This is a genomic window from Sphingomonas sp. PEI4 (genome assembly GCF_056679955.1).
Genome location: NZ_CM155258.1, coordinates 733,627 through 751,271 on the forward strand (window position 1 = coordinate 733,627; position 17,645 = coordinate 751,271).

12 protein-coding genes and 1 pseudogene are annotated in these 17,645 nt (G+C 61.7%); 3 read left to right on the top strand and 10 right to left on the bottom strand.

From position 1 onward, the window contains the following. Positions 1-65: 65 nt before the first annotated feature. Entirely contained in the window at positions 66-1,472 is a 1,407-nt protein-coding gene (locus tag AC1MLZ_RS03185) for a M20/M25/M40 family metallo-hydrolase (protein ID WP_480960416.1), read from the top strand. Positions 1,473-1,921: 449 nt separating this feature from the next. On the opposite strand, the gene AC1MLZ_RS03190 is transcribed toward AC1MLZ_RS03185, so the two are convergent. Next, positions 1,922-2,224, bottom strand: a complete 303-nt coding sequence (locus AC1MLZ_RS03190; protein WP_480960417.1) for a winged helix-turn-helix transcriptional regulator — start codon at positions 2,222-2,224, stop codon at positions 1,922-1,924. 153 nt (positions 2,225-2,377) lie between these two features. Between AC1MLZ_RS03190 and AC1MLZ_RS03195 the strand changes: the two genes are divergently transcribed. After that, positions 2,378-3,022: an NADPH-dependent F420 reductase gene (locus AC1MLZ_RS03195; protein ID WP_480960418.1), complete on the top strand. Its 645-nt coding sequence runs from the start codon at positions 2,378-2,380 to the stop codon at positions 3,020-3,022. Positions 3,023-3,077: 55 nt separating this feature from the next. Here AC1MLZ_RS03195 and AC1MLZ_RS03200 read toward each other — a convergent pair whose 3' ends face one another. The 7 genes and pseudogenes from AC1MLZ_RS03200 to AC1MLZ_RS03230 form a co-directional block, all read right to left on the bottom strand. Further along, positions 3,078-3,401 carry a 3-alpha domain-containing protein gene (locus AC1MLZ_RS03200; RefSeq protein WP_480960419.1) on the bottom strand — a complete coding sequence of 108 codons (324 nt, stop codon included), beginning with the start codon at positions 3,399-3,401 and terminating at the stop codon, positions 3,078-3,080. Positions 3,402-3,646: 245 nt separating this feature from the next. Continuing rightward, a pseudogene (istB, locus tag AC1MLZ_RS03205) lies at positions 3,647-4,402 on the bottom strand (IS21-like element helper ATPase IstB); the annotation flags it as partial. Then, positions 4,399-5,907 carry an IS21 family transposase gene (istA, locus tag AC1MLZ_RS03210; protein ID WP_151989758.1) on the bottom strand — a complete coding sequence of 503 codons (1,509 nt, stop codon included), beginning with the start codon at positions 5,905-5,907 and terminating at the stop codon, positions 4,399-4,401. The pseudogene istB and the gene istA, both read right to left, overlap by 4 nt. A gap of 128 nt (positions 5,908-6,035) precedes the next feature. Beyond that, positions 6,036-7,139, bottom strand: coding sequence for an N-acetyltransferase (locus tag AC1MLZ_RS03215; protein WP_480960420.1), 1,104 nt, complete (start codon positions 7,137-7,139; stop codon positions 6,036-6,038). A gap of 413 nt (positions 7,140-7,552) precedes the next feature. Continuing rightward, complete coding sequence (locus AC1MLZ_RS03220; protein WP_480960421.1) at positions 7,553-8,329, bottom strand: LysE family translocator; 777 nt, start codon at positions 8,327-8,329, stop codon at positions 7,553-7,555. Between the two features lie 13 nt (positions 8,330-8,342). Then, positions 8,343-9,056 carry an SDR family oxidoreductase gene (gene bdcA, locus AC1MLZ_RS03225; protein WP_480960422.1) on the bottom strand — a complete coding sequence of 238 codons (714 nt, stop codon included), beginning with the start codon at positions 9,054-9,056 and terminating at the stop codon, positions 8,343-8,345. A 106-nt stretch (positions 9,057-9,162) separates the two neighbouring features. After that, on the bottom strand, positions 9,163-10,857 hold the full coding sequence (locus AC1MLZ_RS03230; protein ID WP_480960423.1) for a GMC family oxidoreductase: 1,695 nt from the start codon (positions 10,855-10,857) through the stop codon (positions 9,163-9,165). Between the two features lie 778 nt (positions 10,858-11,635). On the opposite strand from AC1MLZ_RS03230, the gene AC1MLZ_RS03235 reads away from it, so the two are divergent. Continuing rightward, on the top strand, positions 11,636-12,742 hold the full coding sequence (locus AC1MLZ_RS03235) for a helix-turn-helix domain-containing protein (protein ID WP_480960424.1): 1,107 nt from the start codon (positions 11,636-11,638) through the stop codon (positions 12,740-12,742). A 644-nt stretch (positions 12,743-13,386) separates the two neighbouring features. Here AC1MLZ_RS03235 and phoA read toward each other — a convergent pair. Then, positions 13,387-14,793, bottom strand: a complete 1,407-nt coding sequence (gene phoA / locus AC1MLZ_RS03240) for an alkaline phosphatase (protein ID WP_480960425.1) — start codon at positions 14,791-14,793, stop codon at positions 13,387-13,389. Positions 14,794-14,856: 63 nt separating this feature from the next. Further along, positions 14,857-17,607: a TonB-dependent receptor gene (locus AC1MLZ_RS03245; RefSeq protein ID WP_480960426.1), complete on the bottom strand. Its 2,751-nt coding sequence runs from the start codon at positions 17,605-17,607 to the stop codon at positions 14,857-14,859. Between the last annotated feature and the right edge of the window lie 38 nt (positions 17,608-17,645).

Consider the following 17,645-nt stretch of genomic DNA (forward strand, 5'->3'; position numbering starts at 1 on the left):
CACTTGCGGCCAATGGGTCGCAGGCAGATCAGGTACGGGCAGATGCGCCCCTAGGGAAGACGACGATGACACCGATGTTCAAGCTGCTCCTGACAGGCGCCACGTTGATGGCCGCAATCCCTGCAACGGCCCAGACCCAGGCCCAGCCCCGAACCGCCGCCGCCGCCGCCGCCAACGGTCTCGAAATCGCCAAGAAGATGATCGCCTTCCGCAGCGTGCGTGGACCCGGCAACCAGACTCCTCAACTCGCCGCGTATCTGAAGGCGACGCTGGTCGCAGGCGGCTTTGCGGCGGACGACGTGACGATCACCCCGGTCGACGATACCGCCTACCTGATCGCGACCTGGCGCGGCAGCGATCCGGCGCTGAAGCCGATCGTCGTCTCCGGCCATATCGACGTGGTCGAGGCCAAGCCCGCCGATTGGCAGCGCGATCCCTTCACCGCGGTGGTCGAGAACGGCTATCTGTACGGCCGCGGTGCGACCGACATGAAGCTTGACGCCGCGCTCGTGATCGCCACGCTGCTCGACATGAAGAAGGCGGGCTACACCCCCAAGCGCGGCATCGTCCTCGCGCTGTCGGGTGACGAAGAAACGGTGATGAAGACCTCGTCGCTGATCGCCGAAAAACTGAACGCCAGCGAGATGGCGCTCAACATCGACGGCGGTGGCGGGCTGTACGCGGAGAACGGCAAGGCCGAGTATTTCACGATCGGCGCCGCCGAAAAGACCTATGCCGACTTCCAGATGGAGATGACCAACCCGGGCGGCCATTCGTCCGCACCGCGCAAGATCAACGCGATCAACGAGTTGTCGGCGGCGCTCGTGAAGATCGGCGCCTATCGCTTCACGCCGCAGCTGTCGCCGATCACCAAGGGCTATTTCGAGGGCGTCGTACCGCGCCAGACGCCCGAGCTCGGCGCCGCCATGCGCGCGTTCGTCGCCAATCCCGCCGACCCGAAGGCAATCGAGACGCTCGCCGCCAACACGGGGTATGTCGGCCAGATCGGCACGACCTGCGTCACGACGATGGTCAACGGCGGTCACGCGCTGAACGCCCTTCCCCAGCGCGCGACCGCGAACATCAACTGTCGCATCTTCCCGGGCGTGAAGCCTGCGGCAGTGATGGCCGAACTCGCGAAGGTCGCGGCCGACCCCGGCGTCAAGTTCAGCGACGTCACCGAAGGCTCGAACCCGACCGACGCCTCGCCGCTACGCGCCGACCTGACCGGCGCAGTCAAGGCGGCGATGGGCAAGATCCGTCCCGGCGTGCCGGTCTTCCCGAGCATGTCGGCGGGCGCGAGCGATTCGATGTGGTATCGCTCGGTCGGCGTGCCGAGCTACGGCGTCAGCCCGATCTTCATCAAGCAGTCCGACGATTTCAGCCACGGCCTGAACGAACGCACGCCGATCGACAACATTCCGCTCGCAGTCACCTATTATCGCTCGCTTTTCACCGACCTGACACAGTAGCGCCGCGGCCGCAAACCGCAGCAGTGCGCAGTTGAATGCCGACATTTGCGGTTGCGATGCTGGCGCGAAATGCGTGTCGTCGGCGCAGGTGATCGATGCCGCCGACGCGACCGCGGCGATATTCCAGCAAACCGGTCAATCGGCTTGGTGGCGAACGCCATCCGCGACTGGAATCGAGCAGGACCAGGACGTGCTCGTGCGGCGACAGCAACGATGCCGCGTCGGTTTCCGACCGCTTAACGTCCGGCTACCAGCTCGCGAACGTCGTCAGTTGGCTGACGTACGGACGTCCCTCCTTCGGGAGAGGCAGATTGCACGAACTGACCTCGCACCACATTCTCGCCTCTTCTGGAAAGGCTCGAGCTACGGGGCGCCAAGTCGCTAGCGACCAGTTTTGACAGGGCAGCGGGAAAAGCCAGCTTTGACAGCGAGTTTTGCGTTAGCTGACGTCATAAGCGCAGAATCTCTTTTCTCGCCTCGGCCCACGATACCAATGACACCAGCACCGGTTCAAGGGCTCGACCTAGATCAGTCAGCGTATATTCGACCTTTGGTGGAACCACCGGATAAATTGTTCGCGAGATTATCTGCTCGTCCTCGAGCGATCTCAACTGCTGGATCAGCATCTTTTGCGAGACGCCATCAATATCGCGCTTGAGTTCCGATAGTCGCATCGGCCGCGCCGAATAGTAGAGATGTGATAATATCATCATTTTCCAACGACCTTCGATCGACCGGATCGCAGCCTGCATCGTGGCTCCGCAATGACCGCGTATCGTGGAATCGCAGGTTGGACGATCAAGCATAAGACAGGCACCTTTTGGTATGTATGGCACTTTTTCGTAAGTTCTTGCCATTAATTCCAGCGCTCCGATATCCCGGTCACGAACACTGAGGATTATCACATGAAAATTGGTATCATCGGCGCGGGCTATATCGCTCGTGCGGTTGCGGGCGTTGCTACACGCGCCGGCTATGACGTCATGATTTCGAATACCCGGGGGCCGCGGAGTTTGTTTACCGCCGTCAATACCATCGGCTGCAAGGGCGGGACGGTGGACGAGGCTGCGGCGTTCGGCGATGTCGTGCTGGTTGCGATCCCGCTGCATGCCTACGATACGATCCCGGCCGAGCCCTTGATTGGAAAGATCGTGCTCGACGCGGGCAACTACTATCCCGACCGCGATGGCGCGATTGGTGCACTCGACCGCCACGAGATCACAACCAGTGAGATCCTCGCGCAGCGTCTTCCGGCGTCGCATGTGGTCAAGGTGTTCAACGCAGTCATGGCGGGCGACATCGAACGCGATGGAACGCCGACCGGCACGCCCGACCGCCGCGCCTTGCCAATCGCGGGAGACGATGCCGCTGCCAAAAAGGTGATCGTCGGCCTTCTGGATGCGATCGGCTACGATGTCGTAGATGCGGGCGCGTTGTCGGAAGGATGGCGGTTCGAACCCGATACTCCGGTCTATTGCGTGCCCAAGACGGTCAAGACTTTGCTCGAAGGTCTGCAGGCCGCCGTCGGTAGCCCAGGGGTATCCGCATAGCGACCTCCCCCTCCGTTACCTCACTTCCGAGCAGTCAGATCCACCACCTGACAACTTAGCCATCGTGCCTCCATCCATGACGCACTCGCTGTCTTAGTCGACGCTGGTGCGGGAGGCATCTACTCGTGCTAGCTCGGAACCCGGTCAAACGCGGTGTCCAGTCTTCGACCCGTCGCGTTTCCAATCTGCGCTGAGCGCATTTGCGCCACCCTTCCGCAAGATGCGTCAGCGCGGTAACCTTCGCGAGTTCGTCGGGACTGAATGGATCGACATAGAATAGTCGGTGCGGACGATCGATCGTCCACTCGGGCGGTTTTGGGTCATCACCGTTTAGCCCCCCCCTGTCCGCAACGTGCGTACTGCACGACCTGACGATCAAAGCAGTGACTTGCCGTAGATCGTGTACATCTTGTTGACGCGGCCATTGAGCGTTTCGGCGATCGATCGCATTCCCTGATTGTCTTCGAGGATCCAGCCTATTGAGCGGCGATCTGGATGAGACAGTAGCGGCGATCAGGATGAGACTCTGCGGCCGTGACGGGAGCGAGATTGTCGCGGCGCGACAGGCAATGCAAGGCCAACTTTGGTCTTGATCGCCGCTCCGCGACAGACGGTGTCTCAGCTTGATTGTCGCTGGAGGGCTGCGCGGCGTCGGTAGCTCTCGACGTTCATCTCGAAGATGGTGGAATGATGAACGAGGCGATCGACAGCGGCGAGCGTCATGGCGGGGTCAGGGAATACGCGCGACCAGTCGCCGAATGGCTGGTTGGCGGTAATGAGGGTTGATCGGCGTTCGTAGCGGGCGCTAATCAGTTCGAAGAGGACGGAGGTTTCGGCCTGGTCCTTGGTGACGTAGGCGAGATCGTCGAGCACGAGCAGGTGATATTTGTCGAGCTTGGCGATCGCACTTTCGAGGGCGAGCTCACGGCGCGCGATCTGCAGTTTCTGGACGAGATCCGAGGTACGGGTGAACAGGACGCGCCAGCCCGCCTCGATGAGTGCCATGCCGATTGCAGCGGCGAGATGGCTCTTCCCGCCGCCCGGTCCGCCAATCATGATGAGGTTGGCCCCCTTCTCGAGCCAGCTGTCGCCGGCGCAGAGCGCCATGATGTGAGCCTTCGAGATCATCGGCACGTTGGTGAAGTCGAAGGTGTCGAGGGTCTTGCCTGGTGGCAGGCGTGCTTCTGCCAGGTGCCGCTCGATGCGTCGCCGGTCGCGTTCGGCGATCTCATGCTCGGCGAGCGCGGCGAGGAAGCGGGTGGCCGGCCACGCCTCCTTGTCGGCGCGTTCAGCGAACTGGAGCCAGGCCTGCTTGATGGCAGGCAGACGCAGTTCGTTGAGGATGAATGCGAGGCGCTGGGTGTCGACAGCGGGGTTCATGCGGCCGCTCCCGTCAGCAGAGTGTCGTAGACGGCAAGCGAGGGCAATTGCACCGAGACGACCGGCAAGCTGGCCGGGTCTGGTGAGAAGCGTGCTCGTAGCTGCGTGAGGTCTGGCAGGCGCCTGGCGTCCAGATCCGCTGCCAGAACATCTGCCAGCTCTGCTTCGCAACCCCGCTCATGCGCGAGCGAGAGCAACTCGACCATGATCTTGCAGGCGACGCGCTCGGGCAGTTGTTCGATAAGACGGTCGAATGTCCGGCGATACGCTTCGCGCGGAAAGATCTGGTCGCGGTAGACGAGGTTCATCAGCGCCATAGGTTTGCGCCGCAGGCTGTGAATGACGTGCCGGTAGTCGACGACGTGTCCGTGCTTGCCGTCGCTGGGCGTTCGTCCGCGACGGAGCGTCATGAGACGCGTCGCGCCGAGGAAGATATCGAGGCGGTCGTCATACAGGCGGACCCTCAGCCTGTGGCCGATGAGGCGCGACGGGACCGTGTAGAAGACCTTCTTCAGCGTGAAGCTGCTGGTCGAGGTGACGGGGACAATGCTCTCCTCATAGTCGCCGGTGCGAAGCTGCGGGAGCGGCTGCAGCGTTGCGCGCTCGGCATCGATACGAGCCGCGTTGCGTCGGTTCTTGCGCGCGACGATCTCGTCGATGAAGGCGCGATAGGCGGTCAAATCGTCGAAGTCGCCGGATCCGCGCATCAACAGTGCGTCGTTTACGGCATATTTGAGATGGCCGTGGGGGCTTTCGATAGCGCCGTTCTCATGGGCGACACCGCGATTGTTGCGCGTCGGCTCCATCGCATAATGCTCGCAAAGCGCATCATATCGCCGCGTCAGGTCAACTCTGGCGTCAGCGTCGAGATTGCGGAATGCGGCCGACAGGCTGTCACTGCGGTGTAGGCGTGGCGCGCCGCCTACCGCCCACAGGGCGTTCTGCAGTCCCTCGGCCAAGGCGACATAGCTCTCGCCGCCGAGGATGACATGGGCGTGCTCGAAACCCGACCAGACCAACCGGAAGTGATAGAGGAGATGCTTGAGCGGCTCGCCGGCGACCGTGACGGGCACATCGAGGTCGCCCATATCGGTGAAGTCCGACAGGCCCATGTGGCCGGGCTCGTGGGTCTGACGGAAAATGACTTCCTGGTCCTGACCATGCCGCGCACGCCATGTCCGGATGCGCCGCTCCAGGGTCCTCCGGATACCGGGCGACAGATCCGAATGCCGGCGAAGCATCTCCTCAAATATGGCAACGGCCCGCAGGCCGGGAGCCGCCTGGAGAAGTGGGACAATCTCGGTGTCGAAGATCTCTGCCAGCGGGTCTGGTCGGCGCCGACCTCGCGGCTCCGCCTTCTGGGACGGGAGTTTGCCGCCCTTGAGCAGTCGATAGGCGGTCGCCCGGCTGATACCGGCCTTGGCCGCTGCCACGGGCACCGGGTCGCTTTGACGATGTTTCATAAAGAGCCTCGTTTGATGATCGTTGACGTGTCGACCGCTCACCTGCGCTCTTCCCCCAAGGAAAAGCCCAGATGTAGGCCGGTCACGACCACCAAAGCCCTTCGAAAGGGCTTCCGTTTGGGGCTGTCGGCTCCGGGCTACGCCCTACGCCGACAGCCCCAAACGGAGTCTCATCTTGATTGACGCTGCTGTCTCACCTTCATCGCCGCGCAGCACCAGCCAATCTCGGCACGCGCGGCCCCGTATCTCTCGACTGCGGCACGACGGATATATTCGATCATCATGAAAGCCAGCTGGCTTGCCATGCGAGACGACTGCAGGTCCTTGACTACGCCCATCAGCGGCACGCGCATCGTCCGGACCTTCGGACGGCGCAGCCACAGCAACAGCTTCGCCCAGCCGAACGGCAACAGCGATCCGTTCAGCGGCTTGATCGCCTCGTTGAGATCGGGAAGCGTGATCATGAACGCGACCGGCTTGCCGTCCAGTTCGGCGATGCGGATCAGGTCGTTGAACACGATCGGTTTCAACTTTACCCCAACGTCGCGGATCTCGGGCTCGGTAAGCGGTACAAAACCCCAATTCTCGGACCACGCATCATTCAAAATCGCCAGGATGATCGCTGCTTCCTGGACGAAGTTGGATTTGTCGACCTTACGAATGCGGATGCGGCGGTTCGCCTCGCCCGACGTGATGATCCGCTGGACGATCTTCGGAAACGCCTTTGTGATATCAAGGTCATAGGTCAGCAATTGCTTGGTTGCTTGATATCCCGCCCGCTCGATCCAGCCCTGATACGCTGGTCGCGCATGCCCCATCATGATTGTTGGGGAATGATCGAAGCCGTGGACAAGCAGCCCCGGCTCCTCCCAGATCGACATGCTGATAGGGCCGAGAGCATGCGTCATCCCCCGGCTTCGCAACCAGCTCTCCGCCTGAGCGAGAAGGGCGACGAATACGTCTTCACGTTTGGCGTCCATCAGCCCCCATTGACCGACACCTGGTCCGAAGCCGTGCTCGGCCGGCATCGTCAGCGCCAGGGTATCGATGTGCGCCGAGATCCGGCCGACGACGCGATCGTCCTCATATGCCAGGAATAGTTGCGCTTCGGCATGGCTGAACCATCCGTTCTTGGCAGGCGTGATGAGGCCGAGCGCTTCGTTTTTGAGCGGCGGTACCCAGAACGGATCGTCGCGATAAAGGTGAAACGGCAGATCGACGAAGCGCTTTCGATCGTTCTTCGACGTCACGGGCGCAATTTTCAGCTCGGGCAAGAAATGTTCCGATATGTCGGGGCGATGAGGCGGCAAGCGAGAAGACATCCGGCCGGCCAATGTTTCGCGGAACGACCACAGCCCGTTTGATCGTAGAGAACGACCTGCCGATCGATGGCTAGCCCTACATACGGTCTCATGTAGATTTCGCCGGCCGCCGGGCCGCCGTGCAGGACTATCAGCGGCGTGCCACCCGCCTTGCCATAAACCCGGTAGTAGACGGGGCCATTCGGGCCGGGCGCCATTCCTTCACGCTCGGGCCGGGTTCCCATATGCCATAATCTGGCATCCGGATATGATGAGGCCGCTGCTCGTGCCGATGCTGGAATGGCAGCAGCAGCCAGCAACCCCGCGCCAAATTCTCGGCGGTCAATATCGTGCATATCATGTCTCTATTATTCAGGAGCCCAGGATCAGGCGTTTGCGATCTGAGTGAGCTTGAACCCAAGGATAAGGAATACTCCACCGGTTACGCGGTCGAGCCCTTTCGCTACCCGTGCGCTTTTAAGCCAAGGCCTGATAGCTGCGGTTATACTTGCAAGAAGTGTAAACCAAACAAGGGCAATAGCAGCAGCACTACACGCTAGCCAAAAAGCATAGTTACTGCCAACTTCCGCCCGTGGAACAAACTGTGTCAGGAAGGAAACGTAGAACAAACCGACTTTCGGGTTTAGGATATTCGTAGAAAATCCCCGCAACATGGATGATCCATATTTTGGCGAGGGAGACGCTGCGACGTGGCCGGGGACAATCACCGCGCGTGGACGGAACAGGAGTTGCGCGCCCAGCCAAGCAAGATACGCGGCACCGCCCCATTTCAGAGCCAGGAATGCCAGAGGCCAAGCCTGCAACAATGCCGACAGACCCAGCACCGCAGCGCTCCCCCAGCATAGACAGCCGGCCGCAACGCCTACGGCCGTCAAGGCTCCATGGCGACCGCCGTTAGCGAGCGCAGATCGACGGACCATCGCGGTGTCGAGGCCAGGCGCCATGGTCAGCGCCGTCGTCGTAATGACGAACGCGATGATGTTTTCAGCGAACATTGAACGTCTCAAGTTTTGCAGGTTTTTGCGTCGGCACAGGGAAGACGCAGAATTGGAAAGGCGGCGGTCCTGATGTCGATCGCAACAGGTCAAACGGCGGTTGCCGGGTATTTGCGCAACGCTCGATACCGATGGCAGCAGCGCCATGGTGGGCGACCGATCAGGCCGCGTACCCACCGTCGATCGTGTGCATAGCACCGGTCACGAAACCGGCTTCCGGGCCCGCCAGCCACGCAACCATTCTGGCGATTTCAGCAGGCCGGCCGTGACGTTTGACGGCCATGAAACCGTGCATCAGTTCCTTCATCGGCCCATCTTCGGGGTTGAACTCGGTGTCGGTCGGGCCCGGTTGCACGATGTTGATCGTGATGCCGCGTGGCCCGAAATCGCGAGCCAGTCCGCGGGCCATGCCTTGCAACGCGGATTTGCTCAGGGCGTAGGAAGCTGCGCCGGCAAACGGCATCCTGTCGCCGTTCACCGAGCCGATCACGATGATCCGTCCGCCTTCGGGCATATGCCGGGCGGCCTCGACCGCCGCGTGATACGGGGCATGGATGTTGACCCGGAACAGGCGATCGATCGCATCCGGATCCTGGTCCAGTGCATCGCCCACGATGGCGACGCCGGAACTCACCACCAGCACATCAAGGGGCCCGCTCTCGCGCACTCTCGCGATTACCGCGTCATGGTCGGCGCTGTCGGTTAGGATCGCCGTGCTGCCGGTCTCGGCCGAGAGTTGCTCCGCTGCCTGGCGGGACGCGGCATAGGTGAATGTCACCGTCGCGCCGTCCGTCGCAAAACGCCGCACGATCGCTGCGCCGATGCCGCGGCTACCGCCAAGCACGAGAACAGACTTTCCTTGAAACATGACCATCAGGGTTTCCTTGAATTAACGCACCGCAACGCAGCCGTCGAAGCGCCTTGGTGGAGGGCTCCGATCCGACACCAGACCTTGGGGAATCCGGTGCCGGCGTGGCCGATCAGTGCGCGAAGTCGAGCGCTTCGTCGCTCGCATGACGCAGTGCGGGGTTACGCCGCGCATGCGGGACATCAGCGGACCGTCGGGAAACGGTGAGCAAGGCCGCGAGCCGTTCGCCGATCACGACGCAGGGTGCCATGGTGTTGCCGGTCGTCACCCGCGGCATGATCGAGGCGTCGGCTATCCGGAGGTTCGCAATCCCGTAGACGCGGAGTTCGGAGTCTACGACGGACATGCCGTCCGTCCCCATTTTCGCGGTTCCGGATTGATGCCACACGCTCGACGCGGTGCTGCGGACAAACGCACGCAACGCCTCGCCGGTGAGATTGCCCGGCATGATCTCGCGCTTTGCGAACGAGCGTAGAGCCGCCCCGTTGCCGATATCGCGACATAGCTCGACGCTGCGGACAAGTGCCGTCAGATCATCGGGATGCGAGAGCACGTTAGCGTCGATCGCCACGGGATCGCTGGGGTCAGGACCGGTCAGCCGGACGCAACCCCTGCTTTTCGGCCTAACCAGCCCCGGCAGCAACGCCCATGATGCAGCAGGCGGTGTTCCATATTGCTCGAGCGCATCGGGCGCAACGATCGGAACCTCGATCAGGAACGTCTGGATATCCGGCGTGTCGAGCTTATCGTCACTCTTCCAGAAAAACGTGGCCTCACCCAGATTATTGCGCGGCACGATCGGAACCGGAGCCTCCCAGACACAGCCGGCCACCATCACATGGTCCTGGAAGTTGCTGCCGACGCCAGGGAGATGTTCCACGACGTCGATGTCATGCTGCCGCAGCATGGCGGCATCGCCTATGCCGGACTGCATGAGGACCTTGGGCGTGTGGATTGCCCCAAGCGAAAGGATCGTCTCGCTTCGTGCGCGCAACTGCATATGCTCATTCCCGAGCATTACCTCGACACCTGTCGCCCTGCCCCGTTCGACGATAACGCGGTTGACGGTCGCATGCGTCAGCACCGTCAGATTGGGCTGATCCATGACCGGCCCGACGTAACGCTGAAACACTGACGATCGCCGACCGTCTCGAACCGCAAGGTTGCAGAGTGCAGCGCCACCCGCGCCTTCCATCAATGCGCCGTTATGATCGCTGAACGTCGGGATGCCGGCCGCAGCCGCCCCCCTGAGCATGGCGCTCGCAATCGGATGCGCGTTCTGCGCAGGCTCGACCGGGAACAGACCATTTCGGCCACGTCGCTGCCGGTCGGGAGCACCACTCCAGTCCTCAATGCGGCGATAGATATCGAGGACGGCGGCATAATTCCACGCCGGATCGTTCGCTTGGTCAGCGAAGAAGTCCCAATCGTTCGCGTGCCCCCTCGCCCAGATCATGGCATTGACCGACGATCCGCCACCCAGGCCCTTGCCCATGGAAAGTGGCATCGACCGTCCGGCCAGATGGGAACTCGGTTCCGCGACGAAGCCCCAGTCGCGTTCGCTGCCGAGATTGGTCGGCCAAAGCGAGGGCTCGGAAACGCTCGCAGCGTCGTCATCTCCGCCCGCTTCGATCAACAAGACGGAAATATCGAGGTTTTCGGCCAGACGCCGTGCCACGACCGACCCTGAAGATCCTGCGCCGCACACGATGAAATCGTACTCGCTGCACAGGTTGATACGGCGTTCCGCCTGATTGGCACTCACCCGCATGGCAAACGCAGCGGTGCTTTCGCCGTCATGCTTCATGAGCTAATCCAGAAGCAGGTGAAGAGGCGACGGCCAGCGGTTTGTCCGCTACGGGTACCGCCGTGAACGCTGGTCGGTCGGGGCGATCGGACACGCGGGCGGCAGAACGCGCAGCGACCAAGGCTTGCCACTGTGGCAGCAGGCCGAAGCCGGCGAGGCTGTAATTATCCAAGACGCTTACTCGTGAAAAGCGGGGGCGCTCTTAATGCATCCTGGCATATATTGGCCAAGACCTTGATCACCTGTGAAGCGTATAGCTTCAGGTATACTGCGTTCATTGATTTTCTTCCTGATCTATATAGCAGCGCGGAGAAGATCGGCGTTGCGAAAAGGTGATCCTATCTTTTCAGAATAACTAGCCGTTCATCTGCTCGCTGAGGGAAATGGACCTAATCGCTTAGTGGGAGTTAACTTTGGTAATTACGTCTCCGCTCCAATTTCGTCGGATATCGAATCGTCTTGGGCCGGCGGCCGTGCCTCTGGCCAATTGAGCCGATCGAATTTGCGCGATGTGATCGAGGGTCGGCGCGACACGCGAGCGAGCGGCGCAGCGTCGGTCGCGGTGCCGTTGACGCCAAGGCGTACGGCGTACTTAGTGGAACGCTTCGCCAATCGGACACGATCTCTCGGCGCAATCCTCGTTCTCCCCGGCAACGACAGCTGATGCTGTCCAGCGCCGTGATGCCGTTGATGAGCGGGCCGTCGAGCGAATGCTTAAAGGTCAAAAGTGTAGTCCTCTGGAAAACGGGCCAGTCCTGCCCGCTATGTCTCTGCGTCGATGCCGGCCTTAAAGCAGGGTGCGCGCGCTGCGGCTTTCACCTCCCGGGCGAGCTGTCACGAAAATGCTATTCGTTACATCTGGCGAATGATGGTTTTGGTGCTCGCCGAACGCGTCAATATTCGTCGGCGTCACTATTCGTACCCGCATGGCGGCAATGCGACGTATATGGGGCTCCGCGTCAGGCCGGATGGTAGCGCTCACGCAAGGAGCGGTGTCGTGACGGAGTTGATTGCAAAAACCCCGGTAGATACGATGCTAACCGCCGCGACATTCGGCGGACAAGAAACCTCGTCGATCACGCGCGCAGGCGTGCTGGTCGAGCGGCGTCACGTTCCGGCGCTCGAACGTGGTAACGCGGTCCTGAACTTCTACCACATTCTGTCGTGGGAGAATGTGCCGGTCGTCACTGAGCAATCGTATAACGGGCGCCAGGCCACGCGGACGATCAAGGTCCCCGGGACGGTATCGCTTGGCCTTGCGGGTGATCTCGTTCCGGTGCGTTTCCACTCGCCGTTCCAGGTTGTCGCGTGCCTGATCGATCCAGTGCAAATTGCCAAAGTGATGGCGGAACAGGACCGCCCGAGCCGAGAACCCTTGCACCCGCACCTTCTCAGCGAGGACGATGCGCTGGCGACTTTGGTCCGGCTGCTGATGGCGGAAGCAGATATCGACGGTGGTTCCGGACGACTATATGGCGAGTCACTGGCACTCGCCATTACAAGCCGGTTCGTGACGAATGCCCAGAAGCTGCCGCTCGGCCCGGCGGAGGGCGTCGCGCACGCCCTATCCGCGGTACGGCTCCGGCGGGTCGTTGATCTGATGACGTCGGACCTGTCGGACGATCTTTCGCTCGAGACGCTGGCCCAGGAAAGCGGTTACAGCAGCGCGCACTTCCTGCGAATGTTCCGCGCCGCGACCGGCAGCACTCCGCACCGCTACCTGAGGGAGAGGCGCCTCGAATATGCGCGCGACCAACTGGTGTCTGGTCGCGGTTCGATCACGGAGATCGCCCATGCCGCCGGCTTCTCCAGTCACTCGCACCTGACCAAGTTATTTCACGAGCGGTTCGGCGCCACGCCCAGTGAGTTCCGACGGGGTAATTAGCTTTCTTGGATTGCGATGTGCCGCGACGCTCAGCCGACCGACCGCGCGACATTGGACGTGCAACGCCATGACGACGTCGAGGTGGGATCGGAGTTTGCTAGAGCCTTGCGGCGTACGTCGTCCCGGAACCAAACCCATGGCGGGACAGCGATCTTACCGACCGCAGCAGCGGCCGTCCGTTTATCCGCTTTCCCGTAATCCGTCCCCAGTCACCTGTTCTTGAAATAATCGCTCGGAGACAGGAAACCAGAACGGTCGCGTTGAACGATGGCTGCTCTGGCAATCTGAAATATTAACTGAGCGTCTTTGCGCGGTCCGTGCTTTCAACGACACGAGCTTTGGCGCCGTTTACCCACGTTGTTCGCAGCGTCTTCCAGACTCACGCTCCAGTCAGGTCGTTGAGGCGCCCCCGATTTGTTGAAGTTACGCAATTCTCGCTGGCCGATCGAGATCGAGCGCGATCAGTAAACCGGGTTGCATCGACAACCCCTTCGCGGACGTTCAACCCGCGTCTAGCGCTTCCTGACTTCGGCCCTTCGTCAATATCGGCTGATGACGGGGTTTCGCTTCGCCGACCTGGCAGCCAAGCGTGCAGAATTGTTGGACGAATGTCATGATATGCGATCTTCAAGCGTCTAGCCTACTCAATCCATGCCAAGGGCATTCCGGATGATGTAGTGCAGATCCGTCTGGTCGAGCAGCCCTGAAACGTTGACCGCTTGAGGACCATAGGCTGCGATGCGCAGCTGTGTGCCGGTATGTTCCTGCGAGCCTTGCTCGGCCGTGCCGTAACTTACCGTCATGACGCCCCCCTCGCGAGTATTGAGCGCGGCGGTCAGGCCCGGCGCGCGTGCGCCGTTGCCAATGATCTGGCTGGTATGTGCGTGATCGGCGGTGACGATCACCAACGTGTGCCCGTCGGCCTTGGCGAATTCCAGCGCGACCTGCACCGCCTCGTCGAGGTCGACCGTCTCGCCGATCTGGCCGCACGGATTGGCGGCATGGTCTTGCTTGTCGATCGATGCGCCTTCGACCTGGAGGAAGAAGCCCTTGGGTCGGCTCTTGAGCAAAGCGATCGCCTTGCGCGTCATCGTCGCCAGATCGGGAGCCGAGGCGGAACGTGCCGGGTTGGGCTGACAGGTGATGGCGGGCTTGTCGATGTTGCCGTGGTGGCTGGCGCGCGGACCGGTCCAGCGCACCGCCATGTTGCCTTCGGCGAACACCCCGATCAGCGGCTGCGTGTCGTCGGCGCGGGGTACGGCATCGAGCTCGGCGGCATTGCGCACGATGCGATAGCCCCTCGCCTGCGCCTGCTCGAACAGCGTCTTGCCCTTGTACCGGCCTGCCGTTGCCGCCTCGGCGAAGCTTGCCGCGCCGCCGCCCAGCACTAGGTCGGCGCGGGTATCGAGCAGCTGTTCGGTGATCGAACCGGCACCGCCATTCTCAAGCGCGTTTTGCGGGCAGAGCGTGCTCGTCGCGGCCGGCGCGTAGCATTTGCGCTGCACGACATGGGCAATCTGCGCGCCCGGCGTGGCATCCTGGATTTCCGAAGTCGATACATCGCCGGTGGCGAGCCCGGCCGATTTGGCGCGCTCGAGCAGCGTCTTGTGCGGCTTGCCATAGATATCGACGCCGATCGCGCCGTTATAACTCTTGACCCCCGAGGCCCATGCGGTCGCAGAGGCTGCGCTATCGGTCACGTAATTGGGTTTGCCGGTCTCCCGGTCGAGCGAATAATGGGTGTACTGGCCGGTGAAGGGCAGCGCATCGATACCCTTGAAATAGCCGCCGGCGCCCTCGGCATAGTTGCGCGCGATCGTGATTTCGGAATCGCCCATGCCATCGCCGATCAGCAGGATGACGTTGCGCACCTCGCCTTTGGTGGCGAGCGTACGATAGGCCTCCTGCATGTCACCGGGCAGCCGTCGCGCGCCGCCGGGCGCGCGCACATCGCCCCGCGCCGCGCGCGACAGATCGGGTGCTGCCCGCTGGGCAACCGCGGGCTGGACGGACGCGGCGAGCAGCGCGGCAAGCGCGATATGCGAGATCATGGGGATACTCCGGAACTGAATATTACGTGGCAGGCCCCGCCCAGCGGCAGGGCCTGCGGAGGATCAGAGCTGCGCGCGGATGCCCAGGCTGATGCGGCTACCTGAGGATTCGTAGGTCGTCGGGAAGGACGGATCCATCGTATAGCCGGTGGTCTTCGCGTTCCCCACGTTGATGCCTTGCAGCTCGACGCGGAAGTTGCGCGTCACCTGATAGCTGGCGGCGACATCGAACTGACCGTACGCATCGCGGTACACCGGATACATGTTACGCTCGATCCGCTCCACATAGGCGCCCTTGCGGTTGTACGAGACGCGCAACGACAGCGGCCCCTTATCGTAGAAGGCCGTGGCATTGTACGTCTTGTCGGCAAGACCGATCGGCGAGGTATCGATGCCAAGGTCGGATTCACCCGTAAGCGAACTATCGAGGAAGGTGGCGTTGGCGTTGATGCCGAAGCCGTCCGCCCAGTCCGCGACCATCCCGAACGGGATCACCGCGTTCACCTCGATGCCGCTGACCTTGTACGATCCCTCGGCGTTGACGGGCTGGTAGACGTCGAACTCATAGACGCCGTTGATCGAGCCGTTGGCATTGTACACCGTCACATCGGGTACGACGCCGGTCAGCTGGCTCTGCACCACGCCCTTGATCTTCTTCCAGAAATACGACGCTGCCAGAATGCCGCCGCGGGGGAGATATTTCTCGACGCCGACTTCCCACTGATCGGCAAGCGTGGGCTTCAGGCCCGGATTCCCATCGGTGTAGCGGAAATTACCGATGCTGGCGGTTCGCTTGTAAGCGAGATCGGTCAGCGCCGGGCGGATCAGCGTCTGCGAAGCCGCGGCGCGCAGGAATAGGCTGTCGGTCAGCTCGGCATGCGCGTTGAGAGACGGCAGAAACTTCTCATACTTGCCCTCGCTGGACACCGGCGCGGGGGTCAGCCCGGTCGATCCGTTCGGGTTCTGGACCTGGTGGAAACCTTCCGAATGGATGCTGGTGCGCAGATAGCGACCGCCAAAATTGACGAACACCGGCACGGCCAGTTTGAATTCGAGGTCGACCATCGCATACCCGGCGATCGTCTCTTCCTGGACCTTGTAATAGTTCGCGTCGCCGAACGGCGTGACGAACCCGTCGGGCCGAAAGAAGTCGCGCGCATATTCGTTGGAAACCTGCGCCCAGCTAAGGTCGCGTGCCTGATAGCTCTTGCCGCCTGTGATGTCGGTCACGTTCTCAAGCGGGCTGTCGCCCAGCTTGCGGACATTGACATAGGCCGTGCTGCCGCGCGTCGGCCCCTGGATCTTCTCCTCGCCATATTCACGCTCATTGCTCTTGTCGGTGTAGCGACCGCCGAAGTTGAATCGCTTGAGCACCGAAGATTCGAACTGGTAGCTCAAATCGATCTGCGCGGCATATTTGTCGTCCTTGATCTGCTCGCGCGTGGTCTCATAGGCTTCGAACAGATAGGAATTCGGCGCATTGTACATGTCGATCGTACGCGGATTGGCGCTTGGGATCGTCTCGCCGCCATTCTCGGTATAGCGCGTGCGTGACGGGGCGTAGGCGACGTGCTTCAGGTTGGCGAAATCGAGTGACTTCTTGGCGCCGGAATAACCGCCCAGCGCATTGATCTTCCAGTTCCCCGTGGTCCAGTTCATCTCGCCGCCAAACTGGCGATAGTCGGTCTCGTTGATGTATTGCTTGCTCAGGAATTCATGCTGCGTGTTGGTGTACGAGACATCGCGCAGTACGACGATGCCGCTGTCAGCCAGCGTCGTGGCGTCGAATTCGTGGATCGTGTCGAGCGTCGAGTTGCTCGATGCCGCATAGCCGGCAGCGTCATATTCGTCCTCGGTCGTGTCGTATGATCCAAGGAAGGCGTCGAACGCGAGGCTGAAATTGTCACTCGGCTTGTACTGCACCGAGCCCGACAGGCCGAGGCGATCCTGATCGTTCTGATAGACGCGGTCGCCGACCTTATCGAGAAACACGATCTTGTTCTTGTCGGCATTGGTGAAGGCAATGCCGGCGTCGCGCTGCAGCACGGCGATCGCCTGGTTGCGATAGACCGTGCCGGTACGATCGGTCCAGCGCGCGATCGGGCGGAAGTTTATGCCCGAGTTGGAGTCGGTGCGGTTGCTGCGCTGCTGCCTGGCGACCGAGACCAGCACGCCGAAGTCGCCGAAGGTCTTGCTGCCGAGGAACGAGAAGTTGGGGTCGACCTTCTCGGAGATCGAATTGTACGCGCCGTCGGCGCTGCCCACCAGGCGCAGCCCGGGATTATCGAAAGGCCGCGCGGTGCGGATCAGTACCGAGCCGGCGATGCCACCTTCCTCGTCCGCCGCCACCGGGGACTTCTGCACGGTGACGGACTGGATCAGTTCGGAGGCGAAGATGTCGAACTCCACGTCACGTCCGCCGGAGCCCGAGGCGGTCGCCAGCTTGTTGATCGACACGAAGGTGAATTCGCTCGGCAGGCCGCGGATGTTGACGCGCGTGCCAAGGCCTCGTTCGCGCTCGATCGTTACGCCGGGCACGCGCTGCAGCGCTTCAGAGAGGTTCTGCTCGGGGAAGTCGGCGATATCGGTGGCGATGATCGAATCCGAAAAGCCGATCGTGTTGCGCTTCATGTCGATCGCTTCTTCAAGGCTGCGGCGATAACCAGAGACGACGATCTCCTCACCCGTCTCGGTCTCCTCGCCGACTGGCGCCGGTACGGTTTGGGCGGCGGCTGGCGCCACGGATAGTGCTGCGATCGCGGCTCCGAGTAAAAGGTGCGTCATGCGGTCGACATGCTTCAAATTACGGATCATTATTCTGCTTCCCCCGGTACTTATATGTCAGTTGCACT